The organism is Marinobacter zhejiangensis, assembly GCF_900114775.1.
GTDB lineage: Bacteria > Pseudomonadota > Gammaproteobacteria > Pseudomonadales > Oleiphilaceae > Marinobacter > Marinobacter zhejiangensis.
On the sequence record NZ_FOUE01000001.1, the window covers coordinates 688,399 to 705,413 of the forward strand.

The 17,015-nt window shown below is 59.6% G+C and carries 19 protein-coding genes; 10 read left to right on the forward strand and 9 right to left on the reverse strand.

What is annotated here, in order from left to right; genetic code table 11:
* Window positions 1–15: 15 nt before the first annotated feature.
* The 3 genes from rsmB to def all read right to left on the reverse strand — a co-directional run bounded on the left by rsmB (window position 16) and on the right by def (window position 2,850).
* Window positions 16–1,317 carry a 16S rRNA (cytosine(967)-C(5))-methyltransferase RsmB gene (gene rsmB / locus BMZ67_RS03030; RefSeq protein ID WP_092020418.1) on the reverse strand — a complete coding sequence of 434 codons (1,302 nt, stop codon included), beginning with the start codon at window positions 1,315–1,317 and terminating at the stop codon, window positions 16–18.
* 1 nt (window position 1,318) lies between these two features.
* Complete coding sequence (gene fmt / locus BMZ67_RS03035) at window positions 1,319–2,260, reverse strand: methionyl-tRNA formyltransferase (protein WP_092020419.1); 942 nt, start codon at window positions 2,258–2,260, stop codon at window positions 1,319–1,321.
* An 86-nt stretch (window positions 2,261–2,346) separates the two neighbouring features.
* Window positions 2,347–2,850 carry a peptide deformylase gene (gene def, locus BMZ67_RS03040; protein ID WP_092020420.1) on the reverse strand — a complete coding sequence of 168 codons (504 nt, stop codon included), beginning with the start codon at window positions 2,848–2,850 and terminating at the stop codon, window positions 2,347–2,349.
* A 391-nt stretch (window positions 2,851–3,241) separates the two neighbouring features.
* On the opposite strand from def, the gene BMZ67_RS03045 reads away from it, so the two are divergent.
* From BMZ67_RS03045 to BMZ67_RS03080, 8 genes are all read left to right on the forward strand, one after another.
* Window positions 3,242–4,258, forward strand: coding sequence for a LysM peptidoglycan-binding domain-containing protein (locus tag BMZ67_RS03045; protein ID WP_092020421.1), 1,017 nt, complete (start codon window positions 3,242–3,244; stop codon window positions 4,256–4,258).
* A gap of 159 nt (window positions 4,259–4,417) precedes the next feature.
* Window positions 4,418–5,656, forward strand: coding sequence for a DNA-processing protein DprA (gene dprA, locus BMZ67_RS03050; RefSeq protein ID WP_175481818.1), 1,239 nt, complete (start codon window positions 4,418–4,420; stop codon window positions 5,654–5,656).
* 24 nt (window positions 5,657–5,680) lie between these two features.
* Complete coding sequence (gene tsaC / locus BMZ67_RS03055) at window positions 5,681–6,259, forward strand: L-threonylcarbamoyladenylate synthase type 1 TsaC (protein ID WP_425434225.1); 579 nt, start codon at window positions 5,681–5,683, stop codon at window positions 6,257–6,259.
* A gap of 9 nt (window positions 6,260–6,268) precedes the next feature.
* Entirely contained in the window at window positions 6,269–7,201 is a 933-nt protein-coding gene (gene hemF, locus BMZ67_RS03060; RefSeq protein ID WP_092020423.1) for an oxygen-dependent coproporphyrinogen oxidase, read from the forward strand.
* Window positions 7,194–8,018 (forward strand): shikimate dehydrogenase, encoded by an 825-nt coding sequence (gene aroE / locus BMZ67_RS03065; protein ID WP_092020424.1) that lies wholly within the window; start codon window positions 7,194–7,196, stop codon window positions 8,016–8,018. Before hemF ends, aroE begins: the two co-directional genes overlap by 8 nt.
* Window positions 8,019–8,098: 80 nt before the next feature.
* On the forward strand, window positions 8,099–8,872 hold the full coding sequence (locus BMZ67_RS03070; RefSeq protein ID WP_092020425.1) for a motility protein A: 774 nt from the start codon (window positions 8,099–8,101) through the stop codon (window positions 8,870–8,872).
* A gap of 5 nt (window positions 8,873–8,877) precedes the next feature.
* Window positions 8,878–9,705: a flagellar motor protein MotB gene (locus tag BMZ67_RS03075; protein ID WP_092020426.1), complete on the forward strand. Its 828-nt coding sequence runs from the start codon at window positions 8,878–8,880 to the stop codon at window positions 9,703–9,705.
* 144 nt (window positions 9,706–9,849) lie between these two features.
* The gene (locus tag BMZ67_RS03080) at window positions 9,850–10,167 is read left to right on the forward strand and encodes a PA4642 family protein (protein WP_092020427.1); all 318 of its coding nucleotides are present in this window, start codon (window positions 9,850–9,852) and stop codon (window positions 10,165–10,167) included.
* Window positions 10,168–10,208: 41 nt separating this feature from the next.
* On the opposite strand, the gene BMZ67_RS03085 is transcribed toward BMZ67_RS03080, so the two are convergent.
* A complete protein-coding gene (locus tag BMZ67_RS03085) occupies window positions 10,209–10,658 on the reverse strand; it encodes an Hsp20/alpha crystallin family protein (protein WP_092020428.1) in 450 nt (149 codons plus the stop codon).
* 191 nt (window positions 10,659–10,849) lie between these two features.
* A complete protein-coding gene (locus tag BMZ67_RS03090; RefSeq protein ID WP_092020429.1) occupies window positions 10,850–11,386 on the reverse strand; it encodes a gamma carbonic anhydrase family protein in 537 nt (178 codons plus the stop codon).
* A 97-nt stretch (window positions 11,387–11,483) separates the two neighbouring features.
* On the opposite strand from BMZ67_RS03090, the gene prlC reads away from it, so the two are divergent.
* Window positions 11,484–13,529, forward strand: coding sequence for an oligopeptidase A (gene prlC / locus BMZ67_RS03095; RefSeq protein ID WP_092020430.1), 2,046 nt, complete (start codon window positions 11,484–11,486; stop codon window positions 13,527–13,529).
* 74 nt (window positions 13,530–13,603) lie between these two features.
* Window positions 13,604–13,849, forward strand: coding sequence for a YheV family putative zinc ribbon protein (locus BMZ67_RS03100; RefSeq protein ID WP_092020431.1), 246 nt, complete (start codon window positions 13,604–13,606; stop codon window positions 13,847–13,849).
* 285 nt (window positions 13,850–14,134) lie between these two features.
* Here the strand turns inward: BMZ67_RS03100 and BMZ67_RS03105 are convergent, their stop codons facing one another.
* From BMZ67_RS03105 to BMZ67_RS03120, 4 genes are all read right to left on the reverse strand, one after another.
* Window positions 14,135–15,457 carry a Na+/H+ antiporter family protein gene (locus tag BMZ67_RS03105; RefSeq protein WP_092020432.1) on the reverse strand — a complete coding sequence of 441 codons (1,323 nt, stop codon included), beginning with the start codon at window positions 15,455–15,457 and terminating at the stop codon, window positions 14,135–14,137.
* A 108-nt stretch (window positions 15,458–15,565) separates the two neighbouring features.
* Window positions 15,566–15,793 (reverse strand): DUF1653 domain-containing protein, encoded by a 228-nt coding sequence (locus tag BMZ67_RS03110; protein ID WP_092020433.1) that lies wholly within the window; start codon window positions 15,791–15,793, stop codon window positions 15,566–15,568.
* A gap of 19 nt (window positions 15,794–15,812) precedes the next feature.
* Complete coding sequence (locus BMZ67_RS03115) at window positions 15,813–16,199, reverse strand: DoxX family protein (RefSeq protein ID WP_092020434.1); 387 nt, start codon at window positions 16,197–16,199, stop codon at window positions 15,813–15,815.
* 90 nt (window positions 16,200–16,289) lie between these two features.
* A complete protein-coding gene (locus tag BMZ67_RS03120) occupies window positions 16,290–16,937 on the reverse strand; it encodes a hypothetical protein (RefSeq protein ID WP_092020435.1) in 648 nt (215 codons plus the stop codon).
* Window positions 16,938–17,015: the final 78 nt, after the last annotated feature.

Sequence of the window (17,015 nt, forward strand, 5' to 3'; positions counted from 1 at the left end):
CTGTCCGGCCGCTGTTCACGAGTCGCTTTTGGTCAGTACCGCGTAGAAAAAGCCATCATGGCTGTCAGGGTCCGGCAATAACTGCCGGCCAGCGCCCATATCCCGTCCCCAGGCAACATCCGGTGCCAACAGCTGGGCATCCGCCTGCTGCTTGAGGAATCGTTGAATTATACGGTGGTTTTCCTGGGGGAAGACAGAACAGGTGGCGTACACCAGTCGCCCGCCGGGTTTCAGGATGCCCCACATGGCTTCCAGCAACCCGATCTGGATGCTGGCCAGGGGGGTAATGTCCCCTTCCCGCCGCAGCAGCTTGATGTCGGGGTGACGGCGGATCACGCCGCTGGCGCTGCAGGGTACGTCCAGAAGAATTCGGTCGAATGGCTGGCCATCCCACCATTGTTCGGTGGCGCCGGCATCGGCCGCCTTGAGGGTGGCATCCAGGCCGAGCCGGTCCAGGTTCTCTGCCACCCGGGGAAGACGCTCTTCCGATTGGTCAATGGCGACCACTTCCGCCAGACCCTCGCAGCTTTCGAGAATCGCGCAGGTCTTGCCCCCGGGGGCGGCACAGGCATCCAGTACCCGCTGACCCGGCTCCAGGTCAAGCAAGGTGGTGCACAGCTGGGCGGCTTCATCCTGGACACTGACGGTGCCGTCGGCAAAGCCCGGCAGGCTGTCCACTGGCAGCGGTCGTGCCAGCTGAATGCCATGGGGGGCGAAGGCGGTGGCGGTGCCTTCGATACCGACATCGGCCAGGCGTTGGAGGTAGTCGTCACGGCTGATCTGACGGATGTTGACCCGCAGGGTCATGGGTGCCTGGACATTGTTGGCCGCCAGGATCGATTCCCAGTCGTCGGGCCAGTTGTGACGGAGCTTGTCCACCATCCATTGGGGGTGACTGAGCTCGGCGCCGGGGTCGGTGAATTCTGGGGACCCCTGCCGTTCGGCGCTGCGCAACACCCCGTTGACCAGGCCGGTGAGATGGGGCTTGGCCAGCGCGCGACAGGCCTCGACGGCTTCATTGAGTACCGCATAATTGGCTTGCTGGCTGAAGCGCAGCTGGAACAGCGCCACCAGCATCAGGTGGTGAATGACCCGGTCCTGTTTGCGCAGGGGCTTCTTCAGGCGTTGCTCCAGCTCCGCATCCAGCTTGTGGAACCAGCGGCAGGTGCCATAACACAGCGCCTGAAGTTCCGAGCGCTCGTTGTCGGCCACCCGCTGCAGTGCCGGTGGCAATGCCTGGGACAGTGACTGACCGTCTTCGACGGCCAGTATCACCTGGGCGGCAACGGCCCTTAGTGGCTGGGTATGGAGTGTCATATCAGTGCAGCTCCTGGCCGACCAATAGCAGCGCCTTGCCGCCATTGATCAGGTCATTGACCGATTGCGCCCGGGCACCGGGCAGTTGCAGTTGCAGGATACGCAGGCTGCCTTCGCCGCAGCGGACGTCGATGCCATCACGGTCGCGATGGACGATGGTACCCGGTGCCGCCTCGGGGCTATCACCGGTAAGCACTTCTACCTGATGGACCCGGATGCGCTGATCATCGCTGGTATCGGTGTAGCTGCCAGGCCAGGGGAAAAAGGCGCGGATCTGCTGGTCGATCTGCTGCGCCGGGCGGGACCAGTCGATGTGGCCCTCTTCCTTGCTCAGTTTGTGGGCGTAGTTGGCCTGGGCGTCATCCTGGGGTTCCGGGTCGAGGGTACCCTGAGTCAGCTGATCAAGTGCGGTCACAATGGCTTCCCCGCCCATGTCGGCGAGGCGGTCGTGGAGGCTGCCGCCGGTGTCTTGGCTGCTGATCGGTGTGGCGGATTTCAGCAACATAGCGCCGGTGTCCAGCCCAACATCCATCTGCATGATGGTAATACCGGTCTCGCTGTCGCCAGCGGCAATGGCTCGCTGGATCGGCGCGGCGCCCCGCCAGCGAGGCAGCAGAGAGGCGTGGATATTAAGGCAGCCGTGGCGGGGAGTATCCAGTACGGCTTTGGGCAGGATCAGCCCGTAAGCGGCGACAATCATCACATCGGGTGCCAGAGCCGCCAGTTCATCGCGGGCTTCCTGGTCTTTGAAGTTCAGCGGCTGGAACACCGGGATACCGGCGTCGAGTGCAACCTGCTTGACCGGGCTCGGCGTCAGCTTGCGCCCGCGGCCAGCGGGACGGTCGGGCTGGGAGTACACGCCGACGATCTGGTGGTCGGTCTGCAGCAGTGCCTTGAGGGCAACGGCGGCAAAATCGGGAGTTCCTGCAAATACGATGCGCACGGATGATGGATCTCTGCGTCAGTGAATACGAAAAGACCGGGCCTGCAACCCGGTCTTGTTAATCTGCTCTGGCTCCGTCCTGCCAATCAGGCACGGACTTTGTGTTGTTTCTCCAGCTTCTTGCGAATCCGGTTGCGCTTCAGCGAGCTGAGGTAGTCAACGAACAGCTTGCCGTTGAGGTGGTCCATCTCATGCTGTATGCACACTGCCAGCAGACCGGTGGCTTCGAGTTCAAAGGCCTCGCCATTGCGATCCAGGGCCTTGACCCGGACGTGCTCGATACGTTCGACGTCCTCGTAGAAGCCGGGCACCGACAGGCAACCTTCCTGCATTTTCTCGGCATCGCCATCCAACACCTCAACCTCAGGGTTGATCAGCACCAGCGGCTCGTTGTGATCTTCCGACAGGTCCATGACGATAATCTGCTTGTGGACATCCACCTGGGTGGCCGCAAGACCGATGCCGGGGGCATCGTACATGGTCTCAAACATGTCGTCGATCAGCTTGCGGGTCTCGTCGGTCACTTCGGTGACCGGCTTGGCGATCGTGCGCAGCCGCGGGTCCGGGTACTCCAGAATCTCTAAAATCATGGTCTGTGGTTTCGTCTGCCGTTTGCTAGCGAAAAATAAACCCCAATGACGGTGTGATCGGGATGCCAGAAATGCGACCGCGTACTGCGCATTAATGCAGCACCGTCTATTATGATCTGGGTATAACCGTTCAGGATTCAAATGAATCCGGGGCCTGACGGCGCTATTATCCCTTAACTTCAGTGCTGAGTACAAACTGACCAGGCACCGCGATCCAGCGTTGAGTGCCGGGGCTCAAGCCCTGTTTGCAAATAGAATTTACTGGAAGAACAAAAGATAACATCACAATTTGCTAGAGTTCTTCTATAGTATGGGAACAAGCAACTACCAGTCGGTCGGAAGACCTGCGATAAAAACCATCGATTAAGGCACGCGATCAAGGACTTACACAATGAGGAAACTGCTGTACGCTCTGGCAGCGTCGATGCTGCTGTTAACTTCCTGGGCACAGGCGGCGCCTGACCTGAGGACCGATCATCCCGAGCGTTACACCGTTGTGAAAGGAGATACGCTGTGGGACATTTCCTCGCGCTTCCTGAACAACCCCTGGTACTGGCCGGAAATCTGGCACGTTAACCCGCAAGTGGCCAACCCTCACCTGATTTATCCGGGCGACGTTCTGGCGCTCGTCTATATTGACGGTCAGGCACGGGTCACCAAAGTGGGTAGCAGCGACGTGGTCAGGCTGTCGCCGTCTATCCGCTCCGAGCCGATTGATACCCCGATTCCGGCGATTCCGCTGGATGCCATTGGCAGTTTCCTGTCCGATACCCGTATTGTCAGCATCGAGGAGCTTGAGGGCGCGCCCTATGTGCTCGAAGGTGAAGGTGGCCGTATCATCACCGGTGCTGGTGACCGGGTTTATGCCCGTGGCGAGAAACCGGCCGACAGCGTTGGGGTGTTCCGTCGCAGCAAGAGCTTCGTTGACCCTGAAACCGGCGAATTCCTCGGTCTGGAGGCCCGCGCCATTGCCCGTGGAGACGTGACCGCTGAGAACGGTGATGTACTGACGGTTGAGCTCAGGAGCTCCAATGAGGAAGTACGCATTGCTGACCGCTTGCTGGTGAGCGAAGACCGCCGCATCAACACCAGCTTTGTGCCCAGCTCACCGGCCACCGAGATTTCCGGTGAAATGATTTCCGTGGAAGACGGCGTCAACAACATCGGCCAGTACGATGTGGTTGCCATCAACCGCGGCCAGCGTGAAGGCCTGGTACCGGGTAACGTCCTGGCGGTTCTCAAGGCCGGCAACGTTGTCCGTGACCCGGTCACCAACGAAGCCGTCAAGCTGCCGGACGAGCGCGCCGGTTTGCTGATGATTTTCCAGACCTACGAGAAGATGAGTTACGGTGTGGTCCTGCAGGCTCTTCGCCCGCTGGCCCTGGGTGATCGGGTTCAGAACCCCTGATCACTGCCAGCCAGGGCGGCAATTGGGTCCTGGCAATGCACTCTCGTAAAGGAGCCGGGTAACCCCCGGCTCTTTTTTTGCCCGGATGCCGGCCCCTGGGCGCCGGTAGTGTTGATCTTCGTTGGCCAGGATGGCCGATGTTTCAGAAAAGGAATTCCCATGACAATACCTGGCGCAGAGGTAGCCGGTAGCTCCCTCCTGTTTACTGAATCGGCAGCGCCCTGGTTGGTGCTGGCTCACCTTCCCGGTATGGGGCCGAAACGCCGGCTGGCCCTGCTTGACTATAGCGATGGCCCCCTGGCGGTATTGGCAGCGCCGCCAGCGGCACTGAAGCAGGCGGGCTTTCCGGCGACCGCAAGAGCGGTGATCGAGGCCTGGCAGCAGCGTGACCTGGGCCACCCCCACCTGCAGCGGTTGAACCGCTACCTGGAAACCTGCCGCGATCGTGATATTGACCTGATGACCTGGGGTGACAGCGATTATCCCGAGCCCCTGCGGCACATTCATGATGCGCCCCTGGTGCTTTACCTGCGGGGGAACCGCGCTCTGCTGACGCGGGAACAAATCGCAATCATCGGTAGCCGCAACGCCAGTCGCGCCGGGCTGGATCATGCCCGCCAATTTGCCCGTGCACTGAGCGACAAGGGCTACCTGGTGACCAGCGGTCTGGCCCTGGGTATTGATGGCAGTGCCCATGCCGGAGCCCTGGATGCGGGTAATGCCACCGTCGCGGTGATCGGTACCGGGGTGGATGTGATCTACCCCAGCCAGCACCGGGCCTTGACCGAACGGGTGATCGAGCAGGGGCTGCTGGTGTCCGAATTACCGCCGGGCAGCCAGCCCAGGGCGGCCCATTTTCCCCAGCGCAACCGCATCATCAGTGGCCTGAGCCGCGGGGTTCTCGTGGTTGAGGCCAGTCTTCGTAGTGGCTCGCTGATCACTGCCCGACTGGCCCTGGAGCAGGGGCGTGAAGTGTTTGCCATCCCCGGATCTGTGCATAACCCCCAGGTTCGCGGTTGCCATGCCTTGATTCGTCAGGGGGCACGGCTGGTGGAGACGGTCGAGGACATTGAAGAAGAGCTGGGTGCCTGGTGGTCATTGCCGTCGCCACTAATGCCACAACGCAAGCCACAAACCAGGTCGTCAACGCCAGCGGCCAAGCATTCGGCCCCCCGTGCGGAAGCTGCTGTGGATAAACCTGCCGAAGCCCTCCTCCCGGCCGGGCTGGATGCTCGGGAAATCGCGGTGCTGGAGGCTTTAGGGTATGATCCGCAGTCAACCGATGAGCTGTGCCAAGGCACCGGCCTGTCAGCGGATCAGTTACTGCAATCGCTTATGTTGCTGGAGATGCAGGGATTGGTTGGCGACGTTCCCGGAGGCTATGTGCGGCTGTCCTGAAGGCTAACCCCAGCAGCGGTCAACATGAGATACGAGTTAGCGATGTCCCTGAATTCCTGGCAACGCCGAATGGCCAGCCATACCGTTCATCATGGCGGCGTGATCGCCTACCCCACCGAGGCTGTCTGGGGGCTGGGGTGTGATCCCTGGAACCCGTCGGCCGTTGAGCAGATCCTCGAGCTGAAACAGCGTCCAGAGCACAAGGGGCTGATTCTGGTGGCGGCGACCATTGACCAGGTCCGTTTCCTTCTGGACCCCTTGCCGGAGTCGTTACAGGCGCAGGCCAAGGCTCACTGGCCGGGGCCGGTGACCTGCCTGATTCCGGATGTGTATGGCCAAGTGCCCCGTTGGGTTCGCGGTCAGCACGACACCGTGGCGGTCCGGGTCAGCGCGCACCCGGTGGTTCAGTCGTTGTGCCTGGCTTCGGGTATGCCCTTGGTATCCACATCCTGTAATCCGGCCGGTCGTCAGCCGGCCCGCTCGGCGTTGCAGGTTCGCCGGTATTTTGGCGGAGGGATTGATTGGCTGGTCCCGGGCGCCCTTGGTGGTGCCCAGCAGCCCAGTAAAATTCTCGACCTGGCCACCGGCCGCCGTCTTCGTTAGGAGGAAATCATGACGCAATCTACCATCCCCGATGTCGCAGCCGTTCGCCAGTACCTGCTGGATCTTCAGCAACGTATCTGTACGCGGTTATCTGAGATCGATGGTCAGGCAACATTTGCCACCGATGCCTGGGACCGACCGGAAGGCGGCGGTGGCATCAGCCGGGTGATTGCCGAAGGTGCAGTGTTCGAGAAAGGGGGCGTCAATTTCTCCCACGTGATGGGCGACACCATGCCACCCTCCGCCACCGCGCACCGCCCTCACCTGGCCGGTGCACCCTGGCAGGCCATGGGGGTATCCCTGGTGATTCACCCCAACAACCCCTATGTGCCAACCTCCCATGCCAACGTTCGGGTGTTTGTTGCGACGCCGGAAAACGGCGATCCGGTGTACTGGTTTGGCGGTGGCTACGACCTGACCCCTTATTACGGCTTTGATGAGGACTGCGTGCACTGGCACCAGGTGGCCAGGCAGGCGTGTGAACCGTTTGGTGATCAGGTCTATAGTGATTACAAACGTTGGTGCGATGAGTACTTTTTCCTCAAACACCGCAATGAGCCGCGGGGAATCGGCGGGTTGTTTTTCGATGACCACAACAGCGGTGATTTTGGTCGCGACTTTGCGCTGATGCAGGCGGTCGGTGACAGCTACCTGGAAGCCTACGCGCCGATTGTTGAGCGCCGCAAAGACCTGCCGTTCGGCGACCGTGAACGGGACTTCCAGCTGTACCGGCGTGGCCGTTATGTTGAGTTCAACCTGGTGTATGACCGGGGCACCCTGTTTGGCCTGCAGTCCGGTGGCCGTACCGAGTCCATCCTGATGTCGCTGCCGCCTCTGGTGCGCTGGGATTACAGTCGGGTGGCCGAACCCGGCACCGAGGAAGCCCGGCTTACCGACTACTTCCTGACCGGGCGTGATTGGCTGGAGTTGAATGATGAGTGACGATCTGTACGCGGTGGTGGGCAATCCCATCAGCCATAGCAAGTCGCCGAAAATCCACAGCTTGTTTGCCAGTCAGACCGGTGAGGCGGTGGACTATACCGCCATTCAGGCGCCAGAGGATGGCTTCCGCGAGACGGTGAGCGAGTTCTTTGCCCGTGGTGGTAAGGGGCTCAACGTGACCGTGCCGTTCAAGGAACAGGCCTGGGCGATGGCCGATCGACGCGCCGCGCGGGCAGAGAAAGCGGGTGCGGCCAACACCCTGTATCGGGACAGCGACGGTCAACTGGTTGCTGACAACACCGATGGTCAGGGCCTGGTGAGCGACCTGACGGCCAACCACGGTTTGGATCTGGCGGGCTTGAACATTCTGGTGCTGGGCGCTGGCGGGGCGGTTCGTGGGGTGCTGGGGCCTATTCTCTCCCGGCGACCGGCGCGGCTGGTGATTGCCAATCGCACAGTGGCCAAGGCCGACGCGTTGGTGGCGTTGTTTGCCGATGAGGCCGGAGACACCGAGTTGGCAGCCTGCGGGTTTGAGCAGCCAACACAGCCGTTTGACCTGATCATCAACGGTACCAGTGCCAGCCTGAAGGGCGACCTGCCACCTTTGGCGCCGTCGGTGATTGGCAGCGATACGGTGGTCTACGACATGATGTATTCGGCCACCACAACCACCTTCAATCAGTGGGCCCTGGATCAGGGCGCGAGCCGCGCCATTGATGGTCTGGGCATGCTGGTGGAACAGGCGGCTGAATCCTTCCGGATCTGGCGGGGGGTGTCTCCTCAGACGGACGCGGTGATCAAAACCCTGAGGGAGTAGACAGCCAGCGGCGTATTTTTGCACTATGCTTGACCGGTAAGTGACTGTTTCCGCGTCACAGTTTTGTCAAAAGGCTCCTCATGGACATTCTTACCCTCGTTGGCCTGGTTGCAGGCATCCTGATCGTCATCATGGCCATGCTGGCCAATGCGACCTTACTGACATTCCTGAACCTGCCCGGCCTGGCGATTGTGGTCGGGGGGACCTTTGCCGTTACCCTGATCAAGTTTCGCATGAGCTCGGTGATGAGTGCCTTCCGGCTGGCGTTCTCTGCCACCTTTACTGACCGGGTGGAACCGCCTGCCAGCCTGGTTCGCGAGGTGAGCGATCTGGCCCGGCTCGTGCGTAAAGAAGGCATTCTGGGGCTGGAGAGTCATGAAACCAGCAACCCGTTCCTGCGCAAGGCGGTGAACCTGTGCGTGGATGGCCATTCTCCAGAACTGGTGGAAGAAGCTCTGGCCCAGGAAATCCAGCAAACCGCCGAGCGTTATGAGGTGTCGGAGCGGGTGTTCCGTGGCATCGGGGATTCGGCGCCTGCCATTGGGATGTTGGGGACGCTGGTGGGGTTGGTGCAGATGCTCAACACCCTGGACGACCCTTCGTCCATCGGACCGGCGATGGCCATCGCCCTGTTGACCACCTTGTACGGCGCCTTCATTGCCCAGTTAATGGCCCTGCCGCTGGCGGACAAACTCCAGCTCAAGGCCGAGGATGAACAGCGCAATCAGTTGCTGATTGCCACCAGCATCCGCAACATCATGCGTGGCGAGAACCCCCGGGTGATGGCCGAGCTGCTGTCGTCATTCGTGCATCCCGAGCAACGCAAGGGACTGGTGGCTGAGCGGGAGGCCTGATCCCGGTGCCGTTACCCAAACCTGCTCCCAGGAAGCCCAAAGGCAACAGCTCCCCGGCGTGGATCGTGACCTTTGCCGACCTGGCGACGTTGCTGCTGACTTTTTTTATCCTGCTGTTGTCCTTTGCCGAACTGGATGCGGCCAAATACCGCATGATGGCCCAGTCGATGGCGGTGGCCTTTGGCAGCAGTAATGTTCTGGCGGATGGCGTTGGCGGCTCCCCGCTGACCATGATCGAGTCCGACACAGTCTCCCTGCCAGAGCCCACCGAAGCCGAGACGCCGGAGCTGATCGACGAGCGCTCGCCATCCGGGGCGCCAACCCAGGTGCCGGCCGGTATCATCGAGATGGCGTCCCGGCTGATTCAGGAGCTGGAGCCGCAGGTACGATCGGAGGCGCTGACGGTCAGTTACGATACTGAGCAGGTGGTGATCCGGTTCTCTGAGGAAGCCACGTTCCGTTCTGGCGAAGCGGCCATCAAGCCTGAGACGGTACCTATTATTGACCGGGTCGTGGATGTGCTGGCCGCCTGCAGTGGCGATGTCCTGGTGGCGGGGTATACCGATGACCGGCCGATTGTCAGCAGCCGCTACCGTTCCAACTGGGACCTGTCGGCGGCACGGGCGGTATCGGTGGTCCATGAACTGGTGCTGAACCGGAAACTGCCGGCTGAGCGGGTCACCGCGGCTGGTCGGGCGGAAACTCACCCTCTGGCCCCCAATGATTCTGCGCTTAACCGAGCGCGAAACCGGCGCGTGGAAATCTCCGTCCGTGACCCGCAATGTGATGCCTTTGATCCCGAGCCCGAACCGCCAGTGGAAATCCTGCCCTGAGGGGAGTGGATGGTTTTAACTGACTTTTGAGTTGCTTATGACCTGGAGACAGTTGCTCATAGGCAATTCATATAACCAGCACCCGATTAGGCCGTTATACTGTCGCCCTTCTGAAATTCTGACTTTTAAACGTTGAGAGAGACCATGAGCGGACCCGAAAAGCCCAAAGTCATTGGTGAAGAGCTGAACGACGAGCGCATCAAGGACTTCCTGAACCTCCGTCCTTATAGTGCTGACGACAATCCTGACTATTTTGTCCTGATTCGGGCCTATCAGTCGCTGCGTGCTGGCGACTTTGAGCGTTTTGTCGGCTTTTTCAAAGAGGCGGGGCGTGATCTCAATGCGCTCAGTAACGATGGCCAGACTATCCTTGATCACATTTCCGAGCACGGTCGCAGCGCAGAGTATGTGCCGTGCCTGGTTAGCGCCGGAGCTGGCAAATCGGAGCAAGCCGCCCACTGAGGGTGAACGGCTTGCCACGGTAGTTGGGGTCAGGCGTCCGGTTAGCGGACCTCGACCTCAATGGCCTTGGGCTCCTGAGGCTCCTGCTTGTTGAGGGTCAGGGTCAACAGGCCATCTTTGAACGAAGCGCCGATATCGGTCTGGTTAACGTTATCCGGCAGCGTAAAGCGGCGAGTGAAACTGCCATAGAACCGTTCGATGCGATGATGTTTCTTGTCGCCGCTTTCGTCCTCCTTCTTGCGCTCCCCCTGAATGGTCAGAACGCCATCATGGACCGTCACCTTGACGTCTTCCCGGTTCATACCGGGTAACTCGGCTTCGATGGTAAAGGATGAGTCGGTTTCCTTGATGTCTACTGCGGGGGCCCAGTCACTCCTGCTCAACAGCCCTTCCCGTTCGCCATTACCCCGGTTGAGGCCAAAGTAACGATTGTACCGGTTGAACATGTCTTCAAATTCCCCCATGGGGTTCCAGCGTGTCAGATTGCTCATAACGAAACTCCTCCTACGAACCTGAAATCCGGCGAGGCTGCATGGGCAGCCCCAGTTGGGTTTGAGATCAGCTCCGTTCTCGGAACAGCTCCATCACAGTGGCGCCTACTGGACGGTTCTCCGTGAACTGCTTCTAATTCGGTTTATAGGAACGCGGCATGAGTTTTTCAACGGTGTTTTTTTGACCAGTGTCAACATTCAGCCAGGTACTCATCCTTCAGCTTCACATAGTTCGCCGCGGTGTATGTAAAGAACGTGCGTTCCTTCTCGCTTAACGCCCTGGCCTGCTTGCAGGGGGAGCCGACATAAAGGTAGCCGGATTCAAGTCGTTTGCCCGGCGGTACCAGGCAGCCGGCGCCGATGATGACTTCATCTTCCACCACCGCCCCGTCCATGACGGTAGCGCCCATGCCCACCAGGACCCGGCTACCGATGGTGCAGCCATGAAGCAGGGCTTTGTGACCAACGGTAACATCGTCGCCGAGGATCAGCGGCCAGCCGTCGGGGTTGTAGTCGCTGGCGTGGGTGATATGAAGCACCGAGCCATCCTGAATGCTGCAGCGGCTGCCAATACGAATGTGGTGCATGTCACCGCGAATCACCGTCATCGGCCAGACTGAACAGTCGTCCCCCAGTGTCACATCCCCAATCACTACCGCACTGGGGTCAACCCAGGTGCGCTCGCCGAAATGTGGCGTGGTACCCTTGTGAGAACGAACATTCGCCATTACATATACCTCTATATGTGTTTGAATCAGCCGCCCCGGCTTAGGGGGAACGGCTGCTTCAACTTACACGACATGACACCGACTGAGAAGGGGACCTATGACTAACCCACTGCTGACCGATGACCTGCTGCCCGCGTTTGGCCAAATTCGTACCGAGCACATGGAGCCGGCCATTGACCAGATTCTCAGCGACAACCGGGCACAGATCGAGCAGCTGGCCAGGCAGGACGCGCCAACCTGGGATACCCTGGCGCAGCCCATGCAGGCCCTGGATGACCGGCTCAACAGTGCCTGGTCGGTGATTTCGCACCTGAACGGTGTCATGAACAATGATGAACTGCGGGATGTCTACAAGCGTTGCCTGGAAAAACTGACCCAGTACAGCACGGAAGTCAGCCAGAATGCGGAGCTGTGTGCCGCCTACAAGGCGCTTGCAGAGCGCGATGACTTTTCCGAACTCAGCGAACCCCAGCGCAAATCGGTGAGCAACACCCTGCGGGACTTTCACCTCGGTGGTGTGGATCTGCCGCCCGAGCAGAAAAAGCAGTATGCCGAGCTGACCCGTGAACTGGCGGAGTTGTCCAGTAAGTTTAGCGACAACGTCCTTGATGCAACCCAGCACTGGTTCCGCCAGGTGACCGATGTGAGCGAGCTTGCCGGTCTTCCAGAAAGCGCCTTGGAGGGTGCCCGTCACGTGGCGGAGCAGCGAAGCCTGGAGGGGTATGTCATTACCCTGGATTTCCCCAGCTTCTACCCGGTCATGACCTACTGCGATAATCGTGAGCTGCGGCGGGAAGTTTACGAAGCCTTTGTGACGCGGGCGTCGGACAAGGGGCCCGATGCTGGCCAATGGGATAACTCCGACGTCATGGCGAATATTCTCCAGCGCCGTCATGCCCTCGCCCGGCTGCTGGGTTTTGCCAGTTATGCGGAGCGGTCACTGGCTACCAAGATGGCCCGTAATGTCGACGACGTTATGCATTTCCTGACTGAGCTGGCGGCCAAGTCCAAACCGGTGGCCGAACAGGAGATCTCCGAGCTGCACGCCTTTGTGAAGGAAACCTATGGGGTGGACGAGCTGGAGGCGTGGGATATTGGCTATTACAGCGAGAAACTGCGACAGCAGCGCTACGATATTTCGCCGGAAACCCTGCGGCCATGGTTCCCTGTGGATAAGGTCGTGCCCGGCCTGTTTGCTGTGGCGGAAAAATTGTTTGGTATCCAGATTGAGGCGACGCCGGAGGTGGCCACCTGGCAGGCGGATGCCAAGGCCTATCGTATCCGCCGCAATGGCCAGACCATTGCCTGGTTCTACCTTGACCTGTTTGCCCGGCAAGGTAAACGGGGGGGCGCGTGGATGGCGGATTGCAAGGTGCGCTGGCGTAATCTCGATGGCCACCTGCAGTTGCCAGTGGCGTTTCTGACCTGCAACTTCACCCCGCCGGTCAACGGCAAGCCGTCGTTGCTGACCCACGATGAGGTCACCACCCTGTTCCATGAGTTTGGTCATGGACTCCACCACATGCTGACCCAGGTGGAGGTGGCGGATGTATCCGGCATCAACGGTGTCGCCTGGGACGCGGTGGAGCTGCCCAGTCAGTTCCTGGAGAATTGGTGCTGGCACGAAGAGTCGCTGGCGTTGATCGCCGCCCACCACGAAACCGGGGAGCCATTGCCGGAAGACCTGCTCAACAAGTTGCTGGCGGCGAAGAATTTCCAGTCCGGTATGCAGATGGTCCGGCAGCTGGAGTTCTCGTTGTTTGATTTCCGCCTCCATGCGGAGTACAACCCTGACGCGCCCGCCAACCCGCTGGAGGTTCATCGCCAGGTCCGGGATGAGATTGCGGTGATCAGGGCTCCGGAATTCAACCGTTTCCCTAACAGCTTCTCCCACATCTTTGCCGGTGGTTATGCGGCGGGCTATTACAGCTACAAGTGGGCGGAAGTGCTGGCGGCGGATGCGTTTTCGTTGTTTGAGGAGCACGGGATCTTCGATCCGGAGACCGGCCACTCGTTCCTGGCGAACATTCTGGAGAAAGGCGGGTCACAGGAACCAATGGAGCTGTTTAAAGCGTTCCGTGGCCGTGAGCCAGAAGTGGATGCGCTGTTGCGGCAGTCGGGTATTACCGACCACGCCGCTTAAACACCCTGTTTGGGCCTTGGGGAGCCTGTGCTCCTCACGGCTCAATTGATAAAGCCATTAATGAGAGTTGAGTCATGGCGAGTCCCAAACGTTTTATCGCCGGTGCCGTCTGCCCACGTTGTGCGGAGATGGACAAGATCGTGATGTATGCCACCGAGGAAGGCCAGTTCCGTGAGTGTGTGGCCTGTGGCTATAAAGACCGGCAGGGAGATGCCGAACCTGAGGTGGCGGAGTTGGATACCCGGGTGAATAGCAAGAAGAACGAGGATGATCACACCGTAAAGCAGGTGGTGTTTTTTAAGGCGGGTTCTGAGGAGTAGTTTGTTCGGAGTGGGCGCCTGCTGTTCAGAGGGAGTAGAAAGGGAGTCGGGACACCTTCCAAAACGAGAAACGTGGTTTCTCTGATTGTTTTGGAAGGTGTCCCGACTCCCTTTTTTTAGCTCTTGGGTTTGGACTGGTTAATAAATCCAAGAGTTAACGGGTTCCATCTGGGGAGTCCGGCGTGGGGGTGGTAGAGGGGTTCAAAACAATCAGAGAAACCACGTTTCTCGTTTTGAATCCCTCTACCATCCCCGCAACACCGCCAGTGAGCCTAAAGCAATCCGTCAAAGCACCATCGCAGCAACCCAGCCAAACACCAGTAGTGGCAGGTTGTAGTGCAGGAAGGTGGGCACCACGGTATCCCAGATGTGGTTGTGCTGACCGTCGACGTTCAGGCCAGCGGTGGGGCCGAGGGTCGAATCAGAGGCGGGTGATCCCGCATCCCCCAGGGCACCGGCGGTGCCAACCAGGGCAACAATCGCCAGAGGGCTGAAGCCCATCTGCAGGGCCAATGGAACGTACAGTGCGGCGATAATGGGAATGGTGGAGAACGATGAGCCGATACCCATGGTGATCAGCAGCCCCACCACCAGCATCAACAGGGCCGCAAGCGCCCGGTTGTCACCGATAGCGGCAACGGAACTCTCAACCAGCGACTGAATTTCGCCGGTTTCCCGCATAACTTCTGCAAACCCTGAGGCGGCGATCATGATGAAGCCAATCATCGCCAGCATCTTCATGCCTTCGGTAAACAGGTCGTCGGCTTCCTTCCACTTGACTACGCCGGACAGATTGAACAGCACAAAGCCGGTGAGTGCGCCGAGGATCATTGAATCCAGCCACAGCTGGACAACAAAAGCCGCAACAATGGCGATCAGCGCCATAACCAGAGTTAAGCCGTTGTAGCTCACGGTGACTCGTTCGGTGCGGGAGATGGCTTCCAGGTTGTAGCTGCGGTCGCCCCGATAACTGATGAAAACCGCCACCAGCAGGCCGGTAAGCATGCCCAGTGCCGGCAACGCCATGGCGGTCATGACGTTAAGGCCGTCGGTGCTGATGCCGTTGTTGGATACGTTGGCCAGCAGGATTTCATTGAGGTAAATCCCCCCAAAGCCCACCGGCAGAAACATGTATGGGGTAATCAGCCCGAAGGTGAGCACACAGGCCACCAGGCGACGGTCCATCTTCAGCTTGGCCATGACATAGAGCAGCGGTGGTACCACCAGCGGAATAAAGGCGATGTGGATGGGCAGGATGTTCTGCGAGGACATGGCAATGGCGATGAGCACACCGACGATCAGCAGCCGGATGCCATTGGCTGCTGCGTGGTCGTCCTGGCGTCCGACAAGAGCCAGGGCCTTGTCCGCCAGTGCGTGGGCCAACCCGGATTTGCCGATGGCCACGGCAAAGGCGCCGAGAACCGCATAGGACAAGGCGACGGTCGCACCGCCACCGAGGCCGCTGTTAAAGGCATTAATGGTAGCTTCGAGGGACATGCCGCTGACCAGGCCACCGGCAAGGGCGCCAACAATCAGGGCGACGACAACGTGAATTCGGCACAGGCTCAGCACGAGCATGATGGCGACCGCGGCAACGACGGCATTCATGGCTAACTCCGGTTTCTACGTGGAAAAGACAAAAAAGGCGACACTCTGCCAAGCCGGATCGGTGCCGTCAAAGCGGGATTGTACCTAGGGGGGATGCGTCTGCGGCGACTAGCAATCCCCGTCGCCAAGGAAGGCGAACCGGGGTACCAGCTCCCCGGCCACATCGACCGATTCGCAGAACATTGCCAGTGGCCGAACCCAGAGGCTGTGATCGCCGTACAGGCACCGGTAAACCACCAGCGGTTCTTCGGTTTCACTGTGCCGGGCCAGACCAATCACTTCATAGTCTTTGCCCTTGTAATGGCGATAACGGCCGGTGGGCAGGTCTTTGGTCATGACGAGTGCTCCGGTGGCATCAGTTCTTGAGTTTGTATTTGCCGGGGCCGAGGAATATCAGCGCCAGGGCGGTAAACAGGAAGAAGCCCTGAAGTTCCAGTGCCCAGCCGCCATTGCCGCCGAGAGTCAGCAACTGGTGACCATGAACCAGTGCGATGGCGACGAGCATGTTGAACACGATGATGATGGCACCAATACGGGTCTGATAACCAAGCAGCACCATCAGCGGCGCAATAATTTCACCGATATAGACGCCATAGGCGAAGAATGCCGGCATGCCGTGGCTGGCGAGCTGACCTTCAATGAAACCAATGCCGTTGATCAGTTTCGATATGCCATGGAAAAGCATCAGTCCCCCCAAGGTGAGACGGATAATCAGTTTTCCCAGGTCAGCGTTGTCGAGCACGGGTTTCTCCTGTTTGCGTAAGCGGTTACGTAGCTTAGCGTGAATGGAACTGGCTTCCCAGTGTCGTGAATGGTGTCGTCAATACAGGGATTATAGTCGGGTATTCAGGGTGAAGTAGATGTGGTTGCGAACCAGCAGGTTCTCCCAGTAGTTTCGCATCCAGCCCCAGGCGGCGTGCTTGGCCTGTTGTACAAACGGGTTCAGGTCCAGTTCGTAATAATCAGGTGACCCGGCGATCTGCATGACGCTGCGAGACACGGCCTCGTCCAGCTCGTTGGAGAACGGCTCGCCGATCAGCTGGTGGATCAACAGGTTGGCCAGGGTCGCTTCCACATCCACCAGCTGGGCGGTGCGGATGGAGCGGTTGTTTTCACACATTTCTTCCATCAGCCGATGGCACATGTAGGCCCGGTTGAGGAGGCCGTCGAGCCCTTCGTAACGGGCCAGAATCATCGACGGCTGGGTGAAGTAAAAGGTGGCGGCCTCGATGAACGGCGCAAACAGCGTCGTGCAGTCGGCTTCCCGTGCGCAGGCATCGACGCATTCGATCAGGCGTGGTGCCATCTCGATGTATTCGACCGCGAACTGGAACAGGCAGGTGGCGGGCTGATAGCCATCCACGGTAATGCTGGCGGGCAGCGAGGCGGCCCGTTCCTGCATCTGCCGGAGAAACTCTCCGGAACGTGCTTCCTGCCGGCGCGCATGATCGATGATGTTAAGCACGACTGCTGGTGTCATATCGGGAGATGCCGTTTGTTGAACTGAAAATGGTCCCAAGATGCCTCCGGTGCTGAGGTAGGGTGAACAAAGCACTGT

Bases quoted from the DNA above. Each gene is read 5' to 3' on its own strand.
- BMZ67_RS03120 (WP_092020435.1), bottom strand. From the start codon at position 16,937: ATGACACCAGCAGTCGTGCTTAACATCATCGATCATGCGCGCCGGCAG.
- dprA (WP_175481818.1), top strand. From the start codon at position 4,418: ATGACAATACCTGGCGCAGAGGTAGCCGGTAGCTCCCTCCTGTTTACT.
- rsmB (WP_092020418.1), bottom strand. From the start codon at position 1,317: ATGACACTCCATACCCAGCCACTAAGGGCCGTTGCCGCCCAGGTGATA.
- hemF (WP_092020423.1), top strand. From the start codon at position 6,269: ATGACGCAATCTACCATCCCCGATGTCGCAGCCGTTCGCCAGTACCTG.
- BMZ67_RS03070 (WP_092020425.1), top strand. From the start codon at position 8,099: ATGGACATTCTTACCCTCGTTGGCCTGGTTGCAGGCATCCTGATCGTC.
- BMZ67_RS03080 (WP_092020427.1), top strand. From the start codon at position 9,850: ATGAGCGGACCCGAAAAGCCCAAAGTCATTGGTGAAGAGCTGAACGAC.
- BMZ67_RS03045 (WP_092020421.1), top strand. From the start codon at position 3,242: ATGAGGAAACTGCTGTACGCTCTGGCAGCGTCGATGCTGCTGTTAACT.
- BMZ67_RS03105 (WP_092020432.1), bottom strand. From the start codon at position 15,457: ATGAATGCCGTCGTTGCCGCGGTCGCCATCATGCTCGTGCTGAGCCTG.
- tsaC (WP_425434225.1), top strand. From the start codon at position 5,681: ATGAGATACGAGTTAGCGATGTCCCTGAATTCCTGGCAACGCCGAATG.
- BMZ67_RS03090 (WP_092020429.1), bottom strand. From the start codon at position 11,386: ATGGCGAATGTTCGTTCTCACAAGGGTACCACGCCACATTTCGGCGAG.
- def (WP_092020420.1), bottom strand. From the start codon at position 2,850: ATGATTTTAGAGATTCTGGAGTACCCGGACCCGCGGCTGCGCACGATC.
- BMZ67_RS03100 (WP_092020431.1), top strand. From the start codon at position 13,604: ATGGCGAGTCCCAAACGTTTTATCGCCGGTGCCGTCTGCCCACGTTGT.
- BMZ67_RS03110 (WP_092020433.1), bottom strand. From the start codon at position 15,793: ATGACCAAAGACCTGCCCACCGGCCGTTATCGCCATTACAAGGGCAAA.
- prlC (WP_092020430.1), top strand. From the start codon at position 11,484: ATGACTAACCCACTGCTGACCGATGACCTGCTGCCCGCGTTTGGCCAA.
- BMZ67_RS03085 (WP_092020428.1), bottom strand. From the start codon at position 10,658: ATGAGCAATCTGACACGCTGGAACCCCATGGGGGAATTTGAAGACATG.
- aroE (WP_092020424.1), top strand. From the start codon at position 7,194: ATGAGTGACGATCTGTACGCGGTGGTGGGCAATCCCATCAGCCATAGC.